The sequence below is a fragment of the Streptomyces solincola genome (assembly GCF_002982015.1).
Taxonomy (GTDB): domain Bacteria; phylum Actinomycetota; class Actinomycetes; order Streptomycetales; family Streptomycetaceae; genus Streptomyces; species Streptomyces solincola.
Genome location: NZ_PVLV01000164.1, coordinates 1 through 12,793 on the forward strand (window position 1 = coordinate 1; position 12,793 = coordinate 12,793).

Below are 12,793 nucleotides of genomic sequence, written 5' to 3' on the forward strand. Positions count from 1 at the left end.
GGCCGCCACGCCCCCGGCCTGGACCTGGTCCGGTACGCGGCCGGCCTGGCCCGGCCCCGCCCCTGGTTCGCCATCGGCGGCATCGACGCGGGCAACCTCGACCAGGTGCTGGACGCCGGGGCCCGCCGCGTCGTCGTGGTGCGCGCCCTCACCGAGGCGGACGACCCGGCCGCCGCCGCCGCGGATCTGGCCAAGCGGATCCGGGAGCGTTCCGCATAGCGAGATCGCGCCGGGTCGCGCACCGGGCTGAGCAGCACGGATGATGTCCACGCCGGTCCAGCATGCGGACGGCAATCGGACAATCCCGGGTAAATCCTATGGTCTGGTTGGGAGACGCCCGGGCCCTGGCTAACCTGCCCGTATGGCCCTCGGTACCGCTTCCACCCGCCCGGACCGCGCACGCACGGTCCGCGACATCCTCGCCACCGGCAAGCCGTCCTACTCCTTCGAGTTCTACGCGCCCCGGACCGAGAAGGGTGAGCGCAGCCTGTGGAACGCGCTGCGGCGGGTCGAGGCGGTCGCCCCGAGCTTCGTCTCGGTGACCTACGGAGCGGGCGGGACGACCCGCTCCGGCACGGTCAAGGCCACCCAGGACATCGCCGCCGACACCACCCTCACCCCGGTCGCCCACCTGACCGCCGTGGACCAGTCGGTCGCCGAACTCCGCAACGTCCTGGGCCAGTACGCCGACGCCGGCATCCGCAACATGCTCGCCCTGCGCGGCGACCCGCCGGGCGACCCGCTCGGCGACTGGGTGCCGCACCCCGACGGCGTGCACTACGCCGCCGACCTGGTCCGGCTGATCAAGGAGTCCGGCGACTTCTGCGTCGGCGTGGCCGCCTTCCCCGAGATGCACCCGCGGTCCGCGGACTGGGACACCGACGTCCGCCACTTCGCCGCCAAGTGCCGGGCCGGGGCCGACTACGCCATCACCCAGATGTTCTTCGACCCCGAGACCTATCTGCGGCTGCGGGACAGCGCCGAGAAGGCCGGCTGCGACACCCCGATCATCCCCGAGGTCATGCCGGTCACCAGCGCCCGCCAGCTCGACCGGCTGCCCTCGCTCAGCACCGCCCGCTTCCCCGAGGATGTGAAACAGCGCATCCTCTCCGCCAAGGACGATCCGGCGGCTGTACGCTCGATCGGAATCGAGTTCGCGACGGAGTTCTGCGCGCGGCTGCTGTCCGAGGGCGTTCCCGGGCTGCACTTCATCACGCTGAACAGCTCCACGGCGACGCTCGAGATCTACGAGAACCTCGGGCTGCACCGGCAGCCCTGACCGGTCGTACCTGCCACCGTCCCCGGCGGCGCGGCCGCTGGGGAGGAGCGGACATGGGCTGGACGGTCCTCTACATCGCCTTCGGCGTGGTCGCGCTGTGGCTGCTCGGCGAGGTGCTGTTGCAGTACAAGGCCCGGCTGCGCTGGCGGCTGCTGGCCTTCGCCGGCTTCCTCTGCGTCGTGCTCGGCGTGCTGCTGCCCTCGGTCCTGGTGATCGGGGCGGGCGCCATCGCCTTCGCGGTCGGCCAGACCTACGTCACGCTCTCCTTCCGGCGCGGCTTCTCCACCGGCTGGGCCGTCGGCGGCCGTCCCGGCGCCAGCCGCCGGCGACGGGCCGGCGCCGCGAAGGAAGCCGGGCCCACCCTGGAGGTCTCCGGTCTGGCGGCCGAACCGCCCGCCGCCGACCCGTATGCCGCAGGCCCGTCCGCCGAGGACCCGTACGGGCCCGGCCCGGCGTACCCCTCCCCGGCCGCCAGCTCCCACGAGCCGTCGCCCGTCGAGACCACCGCCGTGTACGCGCCGCAGCCCCTCCCTGAGGACACCGGGCAGTACGGGGTGTACGGCGGCGGGGCCGACGCCCCGCGGCGGCCGGGTGCCGAGCCCGCCTACGGGGGCGCCTTCGCCGGCTACGACGCCGACCCCTCCGGCCACGGCGCCTACCCGGGCTCCGCCGCCGAGGCCGGAGGCCACGCCTACGGCGACTACGGCACGTCCGGCGAGCAGCCCTACGCCGCCTACTCCGACCCCTACATCGGCACCTCCACCGCCCCGAGCGGACCCGGATACGAGGGCGGCTACGACGGCGGGTACGCCCCCTACGGCGGCCCGCAGCCCCACGCCGTCCCGTACGACCCGTACGGGACCGACACGCCGCCCGGCGGCGTATGGGTGCCCCAGCAGCGCGAGGGCGACCAGCCCCCGGCGTACGGCTACGACCCCGGCCAGGGCCAGGACCCCGGCCAGGACCACGGCCCGGCGCACGGCGGCCCCCAGCAGCCGTACCGCTACTGACCCGCCCGCCGCCGCCCGGCGGGCCCGGCGGCGGTCAGCGCGAGCCGCGGAAGTCCGCGCCCTCCGTGATCAGTCCGGCGACCAGCGCCCCCGACATCCCGGCGTGCGCCGGCCCGCCGCCCGGATGGGCCCAGCCGCCGACGAAGTACAGGCCCGGCAGCGGGGCCGGGTTGGCCGCCGGCAGCAGCGCGCCGCGCGCCCCGGCCAGCGCCGGGCCGGGCACCCGGTGGCTCCCCGTCTCCCGGAAGGTGTCCGCGGGGGTGCGCACCTGACGCCACAGCAGCCGCTCGCGCAGCCCCGGCACCGCCGCCTCGGCCGCGCTGACCATCGCCTCCGCGAAGCCCTCCACCGCCGCCCGGTCGCCCCAGGGGCCGCCCGACGGCCCGTCGTCGTCGCCCGCGGCGACCGTGGCCGTCAGCGTCACCCCCTCGTGGTCGGCGTCCGGCACCAGTCGGGCGTCGCCCGGGCGCAGCACCGTCACCGTCGGCCGGACGCACAGCGTGCCGCCGGCCAGCGCCGCCCGCTCGCCCGCCGGATCGGGGGAGTGCACCACCGTCCGGTGCGCCGCCCCGCCATCCCGTGCGCCGCGCAGCGCCAGATGGACCGTCACCCGGCCGGTCGGCACGCCCCGCTGGTGGCGCGGACAGGCCTCCGGCCCGGACCGGCCGACCACCCTCTGCCGGTACAGCGCCGGCAGCGGCGCGCCGGCCACCACATGGTCCGCGTCCACCACCCGGCCGTCGCCCAGGACCACTCCGGCCGCCCGGCCGTCCTTCTCCACCACCTCCGCCACCCCCGTACCGAAGGCGAACTCCACCCGTCGGGCCCGGCACCGCTCGTACACCGCGTCCGCCAGCGCCCGCAGCCCGCCGGCGACGTACCAGCTCCCGAAGGTCTGCTCCATGTACGGCAGGACGGTCGCCGAGGCGGGGGCGCTCACCGGGTCGAAGCCGTACGACAGGGCGTACCACTCCAGCAGCGCGGCCAGCCTCGGATCGCCCAGCTCCCGCCGGCCCACCTCGGCGAGCGTGGCCGCGGACCGGCGCAGCAGACCGGTGCGCGGCGCCGGATACGGGTCGCGGGCCAGCGGCGAGAGGTCCGCGGGCAGCGGCTCCTCCAGCAGCGGCCGGCGGGTGCGCTCCCAGGCGTCCCGCGCGCGGTTGAGCAGGGCGCCCCAGCGCTCGCCGGCGCCCGCGCCGAGCCCGGCGTCCAGGGCGGCGACCGTGCCGGCCCGGGAGGCGTTCGGCAGCAGGGCCTCGGCGCCGTCGGCGAACAGGTGCCGGCTCGCCGGGTCGACCTCGACCAGCTCCACGCACCGCTCCAGCGGCTCCCGGCCGGTCTTGACGAACAGGTCGCGCCAGACCGCCGGCAGATGCAGCAGACCCGGCCCGGTGTCGAAGGCGAAGCCGTCCCGCTCGAAGCGGCCGACCGCGCCGCCGTAGGTCTCCGCGCGCTCGTACACCGCCACGCTGTGGCCGGCCACCGCCAGCCGGGCGGCCGCCGCCATGGCGCCCATCCCCGCGCCGATCACCGCAATCCGTGCCATGTCCAGGACCTTATCGGCCGCCACTGACAGCCCCGCCGCCCGGTGACCGCCGGGAGGGGGCCGGGCCGTCTGAGTATCCGTACCTACCGCGCGGGATGAGTAGCGCGGCGGATGGGGCGACAGCGGTCCGGGCGGAAGAGTGGGGTGCACGGAAGGGGCGCGGGCCCGGGACCGCCGGCACGGGGCGGCGGAACCGCCTCGCGCACCGACCGGCACGGGGGTGCGCACAGGAGAGCCCACGGACCACGGGGGACATCACGGGGGCCGGGCTCTCCCACCCGCACCACGGGGGAGACGGGGGACGGAAAGGACCGGCGGCGCCGGGGCGGTACGGGCTCTCGGGGGGAGAGCCGCACCGCCCCGGCGCCGCCGTCCGCGCACCCGCGCACCCCGCGCTGCGAGGGTCCCCGGGAAGGCGCGGGCGCACGGGCCCAGCCGCCGACGCACCCGCGCCGCGGGGTCAGCGGCCGCTGACCCGGCCGTGCAGCAGCAGGGACAGCGCCCCGTGCACGTCGTCCAGTGAGCGCTCCGGCTGGAACGCCTGCCAGTCCAGCGCGGCCACCAGCACCATGCCGACCAGGGCGGCGGCCGTCAGCGGGATGTCGATCTCCTCGCTCAGCTCGCCCGCGGCCACCCCCTCGCGCAGCACCGTCTCCACCACCGCGACCGCCTCCTGACGGACCACCAGCAGGGTGGACTGCCAGGCCCGGTTGGTGCGCCACAGCTCGGCCACGTAGAGCTGGGTGAAGGCCGGATAGCGGTGGATGAAGTCGAGGCCGGCCCGGATCATCGCGTCCAGCGCCGCCACCCGGCTGCCGCCCCCGGCCGCCGTCGCGTCCGCCGCGTCCCGCAGCGAGGCCGTCAGCAGCCCCACCCCGTGCCGCAGCAGCTCCTCGAACAGCTCGCTCTTGCTCTTGAAGTTGTAGTAGACGGTGCCCTTGGCCACCCCGGCCCGCTCGGCGATCTCGTCCACGGTCGTGGCCGAGAAGCCCTGCTCGGCGATGAGGGTCACGGCGGCCTCGTACAGCCTGGCGCGCGTGGCCTGCCGTCTGGAACTGCTCCGGGTGTCCATGACGTCGATTCTCACAGGCTCAGCTCCGGGTGCAGGCGGTCCAGCGTCCACACCTGCCGCCGGCGGGCGGAGACGGCGGTCAGCACCAGCGCGCCGACCGTGAACGCGGCCAGCACCGCCGTGCCCTGCCAGACCGGGCCCAGGTCGCCGCCGGTGATCAGCCGGCGCAGCGCCTCCACCACGTACGTCATCGGCAGCCAGGGGTGGAGCGCGTTGAAGAAGCCAGGGCTGGTCTGCACCGGGTAGGTGCCGCCCGCCGAGGTCAGCTGGAGCATCAGCAGCGCCAGCACCAGGATCCGCCCGGCCGCCCCGAAGCGGGCGTTCAGCCACTGGATGATCGCCGCGAAGCAGCAGGTCACCAGGGCGAGGAAGCCCACCGTCCCGGCCGACCTGGCCATGTCCAGACCCAGCCCCCAGTGCAGCACCGACATCAGCGCCGCCACCTGCGCCAGGCCGATCGCGGCCACCGGCAGCCAGCCGGCCAGCGCGATCCGCCAGGCCGACGCCCCGGCGGCCAGCGCCCGCCGGTTCAGCGGCTGGATCAGCATGTACGCCACCATCGCGCCGACCCACAGGGAGAGCGGGATGAAGTACGGGGCGAAGCCGGTGCCGTAGTTGGGGGCCTTGTACAGCGACTGGGAGGCCAGCTTGACCGGGTCGGCCATCACCTCGGTACGCCGGTCCCGCTCGTCCTCGTCGTAGTCGGGGATCTTGCCGACGCCGTCGTTGAGTCCGCCGGCCAGTTCGGTGGAGCCGTCCACCAGCTTGAACAGCCCGCTGTCCAGGTCGCCCGCGCCCTGCTTGAGCCGGCCCACGCCGCTGTCCAGGTCGGCCGAGCCGGTCTTGGCCGTGGCCAGCCCGCCGTACAGCGCGCCCGCGCCGTCGGCCACCTGGCGGGCGCCGTCGTTCAGCTCGTTGACCTTGCCGACCGCGTACGCCAGGTCCTCGTCCAGGTGCGGGGCGCGCCGGCCGAGCGCCTGCGCCTTGGTCTGGAGGTCCGCGAGCTGGGCGTCCAGCTTCTTCAGGTCGCCGTCGGAGTCCTTGGCCAGCTTGTGCACGTCGTCGGCGATCCGCGCGGTGTCGGCCGCGGCCGTCTTGGCCTTCTCCAGTTTCGGGCAGACCTTCGCGTCGATGTCGGCCTGGGTGAGGCCGTCCACCGGCGGCACACCGGGTACGTCGGGCAGCTCGCCGCTCGCGCCGCCGGTCTCCGGGGCCTTGCCGCCCCCGGTGCCGGTCTCGCCGAGCGCGGTCTTGTCCACGCACAGCTCCCGGTGGACGGCGTTCAGGTCGTCGGACGCCGTGCGGGCGGCCTCCCGCCCGGTGGGCCCCCACTCCACGATCAGGTCCAGGCTGTCGCGCAGCCCCTGCGCCAGGTCGGCGACCAGCTTGGCCGAGCGGCCGATCTGCGCGCCGTCGTCCTTCAGATACGGCCGGGCCTCGTCCGCGGCGCCGTTGACCCGGTCGGCGAGCTTCTGGGTGCCGTCGGCCACCTGCCGGGAGCCGGACTTCAGGTCGGCGGCGCCCGAGGTGAGCCGGGTGATGCCGCCGGCCAGCTCGCCGCTGCCCTTCTTGGCGTCGGTCAGCCCGTCGGAGAGGTCCTTGGAGCCCTTCTTCGCCTTCTCGGTGCCGTCCTTGAGGTCGTCGGCGCCCTGGGCGGCCTTCTCGGTCGCGTCGTGGATGTCGGAGAACGAGACGAAGATCCTGTCCAGGAAGGAGCGGGAGGACTTGGTGGAGGCCGCGGTGCGGATCTCGGCGAACACCGTGCGGGAGATCTGGCCGACGATGTAGTTGTTGGAGTCGTTGGTGCGCACCCGGATCGCCCCGGTCTCGGGGGAGTCGCCGGAGCTGGAGGCGATCCGCTCGCTGAAGTCCCGCGGCATGGTCAGCGACAGGTAGAAGCGCCCCTCCTCGACGCCCTCGCGGGCCTCGTCGTCGCTCACCTCGTGCCACTCGAAGACCTTGCTGTCCCGCAGGTTCTTCGTGATCTCGTCGCCGGCGTTCAGCTTCTTCCCGTCCGCCTTCGCGCCCCGGTCCTGGTTGACCAGCGCGACCGGCAGCTTGTCCAGCCGCCCGTACGGGTCCCAGAACGACCACAGGTACAGCGCGCCGTACAGCAGCGGCAGCAGCAGGATCGCGACCAGCGCGGCGCGCGGCAGCTTCCCGCGGCCGAACCGCCTCAACTCAAGCGCGGCCAGTCTCGGCGAACGCATCCCCCGCCCCCTCCTTCTCGTCCGGCTTCTCGGCGTCCCGCTGTTCCTCGTCCGCGCCGGTGGCGTCCGCGCGGACCTCCGCGCCCTTCTCCTCGCCTTCCTCCGCGGCGTCCGCGCCGGTCCCCGTGCCCGCGTCCCCGGCGGTGTCGGTCCGCCCGGCCTCGGTCCGCCCGGCCTCGGTCCGCCCGGTCTCGGTCTGCCCGGCGTCGGTCAGTCCGGTGTCGGTCAGTCCGGTGTCGGGACGGTCGGCCCGGGTGCGGACCGCGATGGCGTCCGCGGGGGCCTCGCTGCACACCGCCAGCACCGTGATCCCGGAGGCCGCGACGGACCGCAGCAGCTCCCACGCCGCCTCCCGCTCGGCGCCGGAGAGCTTCAGGTCGGCGTCGTCCACGGCCAGCAGCCTCGGGCCGGCCATCAGGGCCAGTGCGACGGACAGCCGCAGGCCCTCCAGCCTCTCCAGGTCCCGCACCGAGGTGCGATCCCCCTTGGGCAGCGACGCCGGATCGAGGCCGGCGGCCTCCAGCGCGGCGGCGGTCCTCGCCCGGGCGGCGGCCTTGGCGGCGCGGGGCCGCAGCAGGTCGAGCGGGGAGCCGGTGAAGCGCCGCACCAGCAGCGCCCGCTCCCGCAGGTGCTCGGCGACCGTGAAGGCCGGGTCGAGGTCGCTGACCCCGCACACCGGGCCCAGCGCGCTGACCCGCCGCACCGCGCCCATCTTCTTCGGCAGCGGCACGCCGCCGACCTCCGCGTGGCCCGCGGTGGCGCGCATCCGCCCGGTGAGCGCCAGCAGCAGGCAGGTGCGGCCGGAGCCGGACGGCCCCTCGACCGCCACCAGCGAGCCGGCCGGCGCGTCCAGGTCCACGTCCCGGAAGGCCCAGCCGCGCGGGCCCTTCAGTCCGAAGCCCCGCGCCACCAGCGCCACGCCCGCAGACCGGTCCTCCGCCGGCCCCGCCGGCCCCCTCGGCCTGTCCCGGTTCGTCCCCGCCACCGGCCTGCACCCCCACCTTTTGAACTGACTGGTCAGTGCAAAAAGCTACTCCGAACGGCCGATCGAAGCAAAGCCCCAGCTCAGAGTGGATTGTCAGTGGCGGCGGGCACGATGAGCACATACGGCCACAGAGCCGTCACACGACGACAGGAGGTCCGTCATGTCCGCCGGTCCCCGCACGACGTCACCCACGACGGCCGACGACATCCACCCCGTGGCCCGCCGCTCCTCCGCGCCGCCCGCCGCCCTCGACCTGCTGGCCCAGGCGCACGCCGGACTGGCCGAGGCGGCGGCCCTTCAGACGCCCAACGAGCAGTACGCCGCCGCCCACCTGGCCGCGCTGCGCACCGCGGCGGCCGTGCTGGCCGCGCGGGGCCGCCCCGAGCCCACCGCCCGGCGGCGGCAGCAGATCCGCAGCGCCTGGGAGGTGCTGCCCGAGGCGGCGCCGGAGCTGGCAGAGTGGAGCGCCCTGTTCGCCTCCGGGGCGGCCCGCCGGGCCCGGGCCGAGGCGGGCATACCCGGCGCGGCCGGCCGGCGGCAGGCCGACGACCTGATCCGGGACGCCGGGCGGTTCCTGCGCATCGTGGAGAAGCTGCTGTCGCCCCCGTCGGTGCTGCCCCGCCCGGCCGCGGAGGGCGTCCGCCCGGGCGGCGGCGGGCAGTGATCCGGCGGAGGGGCGCCAGGCCATAGGGTGGGGGCGTCCGCAACCTTCCCCGAGGAGTCAACTGCCGTGTCGGACCCCCAGCGCCCCCGCGCCTCCCTCCGTACCGCCGTGGTGTGGGACGTACTCGCTGAGGCCCTCGACCGCCGGGTCAAGGCCACCGGCAAGGACACCCTGGACGTCCTGGACACCGGCGGCGGCAGCGGCAACTTCGCGGTGCCGGTGGCCCGGCTCGGCCACCGGGTCACCGTCGTCGACCCGAGCCCCAACGCGCTGTTCGCCCTGGAGCGCCGGACCGCCGAGGCCGGCGTCGCCGACCGGGTGCGCGGCGTCCAGGGGGATGTGCACGGGCTGTTCGACGTGGTCGAGCGCGGCGGTTTCGACGCGGTGCTGTGCCACGGCGTCCTGGAGTACGTCGACGACCCGGCCGAGGGCGTCCGGCACGCCGTCGAGGCGCTGCGGCCCGACGGCATCCTCAGCCTGCTCGCGGCCGGACTCGGCGGCGCGGTCCTGGCCCGGGCCCTCGCCGGGCACTTCACCGAGGCGCGGCGCGCCCTGGAGGACCCGGCCGGCCGCTGGGGCGACGGCGACCCGGTGCCCCGGCGCTTCACCGCCGAGCAGCTCACCGAGGCCGTCGCGGCGGCCGGCGTCGAGGTCGGCGCGGTGCACGGGGTGCGGGTCTTCGCCGACCTGGTGCCCGGCGTCCTGGTGGACACCGAGCCCGGCGCCGTGGAAGCCCTGCTGAAACTGGAGGCGGCCGCCGCCGAGCTGCCCGCCTTCCGCTCGGTCGCCACCCAGCTCCACGTACTGGGCGAACGGCGAGGCTGACCCTGACAGTCCCCTCGACCCGCCGCTGAACTGCGGCGGAGCGGCACATGGAGTACGCCACAGACCGCCCGTACCGGCCCGAAGCCCCGTATGATCGGAGAACACCATTCGGGCATGACGGATCGCAGGACGGGGAACCACAACCTCACCGGCCGAACCGGCATGGCGGTCCCACCGGTGTTGGGCACGAAGGCGGGTTTCACGGGGGCGATTCCCTGCCTATCCTGGAAGGGCCGCATCCCGGTCGCCCCCCAGCGACCGATGACGAGGAGGACTGTCGTGCCGCTCTCGGAGCACGAGCAGCGCATGCTCGAGCAGATGGAGCGAGCGCTGTACGCCGAAGATCCCAAGTTCGCGACAGCGCTCGAGGGAAGCGGGCTGCGTACGTACACCCGGCGACGGGTCTACCAAGCGGTCGCAGGCTTCCTGGTGGGCATCGCCCTCCTCATGGCCGGAATGGTCGCCCAGCAGATCTGGATCAGCGTGGTCGGCTTCCTCGTCATGCTGGGGTGCGCCGTCCTCGCGGTCACCGGCTGGCGCAAGGCCCCCAAGCGCGGCGAGCAGCAGTCCGCCCAGGGCGGCCCGCACGGCGGCGCCCGCCCCCAGCCCCGCCAGCGCCGCTCCATGATGAACCGCATCGAGGACCGCTGGCAGCGCCGCCGCGACGAACAGGGCCAGTGAGCCCGACCTCCTGACGACGTAGTCCTCCGCCTGTGGGCGGCCACCGCACGGTGGCCGCCCACAGGCGTGTGCGCGGCCGCCGGGTGGGGCCCCCGGGCGCCGGCACGGAAGAACATGGGCGCGGCCCCGGGGGGCGCATCCCCGGGGCCGCGCCCACGGCCGGCCGCATCCGATGTGCGTCAGCCCCGCCGCCGGCCCGGCAGGGCGAGACCCGGGAGGGCCGCGGTGATCCGGACGGTGACCCGGGTGCGGGCGGCGGAGAGGCGGCCGGACAGCGAGAGCCAGGTGTCCGACAGGGCCCAGAGGACCCGTGCCGACGAGCGGGGCAGCAGCTCGGCCCGGAGCCGGACCCCCCGGCCGGCGGCCGCCCGCAGCCCGGCGCGGATCCGGGCGGCGTCCTCCGCCGGGGACCCGGCCGGGCGCGGGCGCGGGGCGTAGAGCACCTGCTCCACCGTGCCGCCCATCCGGTGCGCGGCCGCGGCCGCGTCGCCGGTCAGTCCGCCGAGGCGGACGACGCGCTCGGCCGCGCGCCGCGGGGTGTGCGAACCGTCCGGGGGGATGCCGTAGTCCCAGGCGGTGTCCTCCACCTCCCGCCAGACCGCCAGCACCCGGGCCGCCGCGTCCTGCTCGGTGCGGCCCGGCGGGCCGGCCAGCCGGCGGGACCGGGCCCGCCGCCGCCACAGCAGGGGCAGCACCGGCAGGAGCACCAGCAGGACGGTGCCCGCCGCGATCAGCAGCACCGGGCCCAGCGGGAAGCCGGAACCGCCGGCCGGCGCCGCGCCCTGGTCCTGGTCCTGGCCGCACTCGCCCAGGCCGCGCGCCTCGGGCGGGCAGGTCTGCTGCCGTGAGGGCGCCTGGGACGGGACGGCCTGCGCCGACTGCTCGGGCTGCTCCGGCACCGGGGTGTCGTCCACCGGGGCCTCGGCCCGGGTGTACTCCGGGGTGGTGCCCCGGGAGGGGGTCGGCTCGAAGCGGGTCCAGCCCACGCCCTCGAAGTACAGCTCCGGCCAGGCGTGGGCGTCCCGGATGCCGACCGACTTGGTGCCGTCGGCCTGCGGGGAGCCCGGGGTGAAGCCCACGGCGACCCGCGCCGGGATGCCAAGCGTCCGGGACATCGCCGCCATGGCGAAGGAGAAGTGGACGCAGAACCCCTCGCGCTGCTCCAGGAACCGGGAGATGGCCTCCACGCCGGTGCCCGAGGACACGCTCACGTCGTAGCGGAAGCCGCCCTTCACGGTGAACCAGTCCTGTAGCCTCACCGCGCGCTCGTAGTCGCTGCCCGCGCCCCGGGTGACCTCCAGCGCGGTGTCCTTCACGTCCGGGGGCAGCGAGTCCGGCACCCGGGTGTACTCGCGGCGCAGCGCCTCGGGCGCCGGCGGCGCGGCGGCGAGCTGCTCGCGGGTCGGCTCGACCACCAGGCTCCGCACCGTGTACCCGGCGCCCCGGCCGGTCTGGCCCTTGTCGCCGACGATCAGCCGGCCGGCCGGCTCGTACCGCCAGCGGCCCTCGATGGCCACCTGCGAGGCGGGGAACGGCATCGGCAGCCAGTTCGGGTCGAAGTCGTCGCTGACCGACAGGTCGGTGGTGACCTCCCGGACGGCGACGTCCTCGCGCAGGCCGTCGGGCCGGGGCAGCGTGCCCGGCACGTCCTGGAGGTCCCGCCGGGAGGCCCGCCAGGTGGTGCCGTCGAACTCGTCCATGGCGACCATGCGCAGATACATCCCGGTGGAGTCCGGTGCGTCGGTGGAGTAGCGGATCACCTCCCGGTCCTCCGGCTGGACCAGGTTGTCCTGGAGCGACACCAGGGGGTTGACCGCGTTGATGGTGCCCCCGCCGCCGCTGCCGCCGCCCCCGGTGCCCAGCCCGTCCAGCAGCCCGCCGTCCAGCGACGGCAGCACGGCCGGCACCGCGAGCGCCGCGCCCAGCGCCAGCACCCCGATCCGCCGCCCGAAGCGCGTCCCGCCGGCCGGCGGGCCCGGCCGGGCCTCCGGGGCGGACGCGCGGACCTGCTCGGGGCCGCCGAGGACCCGCCCCCACCGGGTGAGCCGGTCGCGGCCCTCGGCGAGCAGCAGGAGCAGGTACCCGGCCGCGGCCAGCAGGAAGTACTGCCACACCGCCTTGCCACCGGACAGCCCCGCGGCCACCGAGTACAGCGCCAGCAGCGGCAGCCCGGCGGGCGCGGCGGTGCGCGCCGTCACCGCCAGCGCGTCCACGACCAGCCCGACCAGCAGCACCCCGCCGACCAGCATCAGCCGGATGCCGTCGGTCGGCGGCGCCGGTATCGCGTACCGCCCCACGTCCTGCGCGCCGGCCTCCAGCAGGGCCTGCCAACCGGCCACCGCCTCGGGGCCGGGCAGGAACCCGGCGATCGCCCGGTCCCGTACGAACACCACGGCCAGCAGCACCAGCACCGTCACGGCCTGCGCCGCCACCGTCAGCACCCGGCCCGCCGACAGCAGCCGCCGCACCAGCTCGCCCACCCCGGCCACCACCGCCAGCAGCACCGCGGCCTCGGCCAGCC

At 75.8% G+C, this 12,793-nt stretch carries 11 protein-coding genes; 6 read left to right on the forward strand and 5 right to left on the reverse strand.

Annotation, left to right across the window (positions count from 1 at the left end; genetic code table 11):
- The 3 genes from C6N75_RS12595 to C6N75_RS12605 all read left to right on the forward strand — a co-directional run.
- Positions 1–219 (forward strand): thiamine phosphate synthase (locus C6N75_RS12595; RefSeq protein ID WP_181160453.1); only part of this gene is annotated, 219 nt, incomplete at its 5' end.
- 142 nt (positions 220–361) lie between these two features.
- On the forward strand, positions 362–1,279 hold the full coding sequence (metF, locus tag C6N75_RS12600) for a methylenetetrahydrofolate reductase [NAD(P)H] (RefSeq protein ID WP_105868968.1): 918 nt from the start codon (positions 362–364) through the stop codon (positions 1,277–1,279).
- 53 nt (positions 1,280–1,332) lie between these two features.
- Entirely contained in the window at positions 1,333–2,289 is a 957-nt protein-coding gene (locus C6N75_RS12605) for a hypothetical protein (RefSeq protein WP_258177381.1), read from the forward strand.
- A gap of 34 nt (positions 2,290–2,323) precedes the next feature.
- Here C6N75_RS12605 and C6N75_RS12610 read toward each other — a convergent pair whose 3' ends face one another.
- From C6N75_RS12610 to C6N75_RS12625, 4 genes are all read right to left on the reverse strand, one after another.
- A complete protein-coding gene (locus C6N75_RS12610; protein WP_181160454.1) occupies positions 2,324–3,835 on the reverse strand; it encodes a phytoene desaturase family protein in 1,512 nt (503 codons plus the stop codon).
- Between the two features lie 460 nt (positions 3,836–4,295).
- Positions 4,296–4,907, reverse strand: a complete 612-nt coding sequence (locus tag C6N75_RS12615) for a TetR/AcrR family transcriptional regulator (protein WP_105868976.1) — start codon at positions 4,905–4,907, stop codon at positions 4,296–4,298.
- A gap of 11 nt (positions 4,908–4,918) precedes the next feature.
- Positions 4,919–7,117, reverse strand: a complete 2,199-nt coding sequence (locus C6N75_RS12620) for a YhgE/Pip family protein (protein WP_105868970.1) — start codon at positions 7,115–7,117, stop codon at positions 4,919–4,921.
- The gene (locus C6N75_RS12625; protein ID WP_258177382.1) at positions 7,089–8,036 is read right to left on the reverse strand and encodes an ATP-binding cassette domain-containing protein; all 948 of its coding nucleotides are present in this window, start codon (positions 8,034–8,036) and stop codon (positions 7,089–7,091) included. The genes C6N75_RS12620 and C6N75_RS12625 overlap by 29 nt, the downstream gene beginning before the upstream one ends.
- A gap of 226 nt (positions 8,037–8,262) precedes the next feature.
- Here C6N75_RS12625 and C6N75_RS12630 point away from each other — a divergent pair, with 226 nt between their 5' ends.
- The 3 genes from C6N75_RS12630 to C6N75_RS12640 all read left to right on the forward strand — a co-directional run bounded on the left by C6N75_RS12630 (position 8,263) and on the right by C6N75_RS12640 (position 10,272).
- On the forward strand, positions 8,263–8,766 hold the full coding sequence (locus tag C6N75_RS12630) for an SAV_6107 family HEPN domain-containing protein (protein WP_105868972.1): 504 nt from the start codon (positions 8,263–8,265) through the stop codon (positions 8,764–8,766).
- 66 nt (positions 8,767–8,832) lie between these two features.
- Positions 8,833–9,591, forward strand: coding sequence for a methyltransferase (locus tag C6N75_RS12635; protein ID WP_105868973.1), 759 nt, complete (start codon positions 8,833–8,835; stop codon positions 9,589–9,591).
- A gap of 279 nt (positions 9,592–9,870) precedes the next feature.
- Complete coding sequence (locus C6N75_RS12640) at positions 9,871–10,272, forward strand: DUF3040 domain-containing protein (protein WP_105868974.1); 402 nt, start codon at positions 9,871–9,873, stop codon at positions 10,270–10,272.
- 179 nt (positions 10,273–10,451) lie between these two features.
- On the opposite strand, the gene C6N75_RS12645 is transcribed toward C6N75_RS12640, so the two are convergent.
- The gene (locus tag C6N75_RS12645) at positions 10,452–12,791 is read right to left on the reverse strand and encodes a transglutaminase TgpA family protein (RefSeq protein WP_258177383.1); all 2,340 of its coding nucleotides are present in this window, start codon (positions 12,789–12,791) and stop codon (positions 10,452–10,454) included.
- Positions 12,792–12,793 lie beyond the last annotated feature (2 nt).

Coding starts and splice junctions, on each gene's coding strand:
- C6N75_RS12620 (WP_105868970.1), bottom strand. CDS start 7,117: ATGCGTTCGCCGAGACTGGCCGCGCTTGAGTTGAGGCGGTTCGGCCGC.
- metF (WP_105868968.1), top strand. CDS start 362: ATGGCCCTCGGTACCGCTTCCACCCGCCCGGACCGCGCACGCACGGTC.
- C6N75_RS12610 (WP_181160454.1), bottom strand. CDS start 3,835: ATGGCACGGATTGCGGTGATCGGCGCGGGGATGGGCGCCATGGCGGCG.
- C6N75_RS12615 (WP_105868976.1), bottom strand. CDS start 4,907: ATGGACACCCGGAGCAGTTCCAGACGGCAGGCCACGCGCGCCAGGCTG.
- C6N75_RS12605 (WP_258177381.1), top strand. CDS start 1,333: ATGGGCTGGACGGTCCTCTACATCGCCTTCGGCGTGGTCGCGCTGTGG.
- C6N75_RS12630 (WP_105868972.1), top strand. CDS start 8,263: ATGTCCGCCGGTCCCCGCACGACGTCACCCACGACGGCCGACGACATC.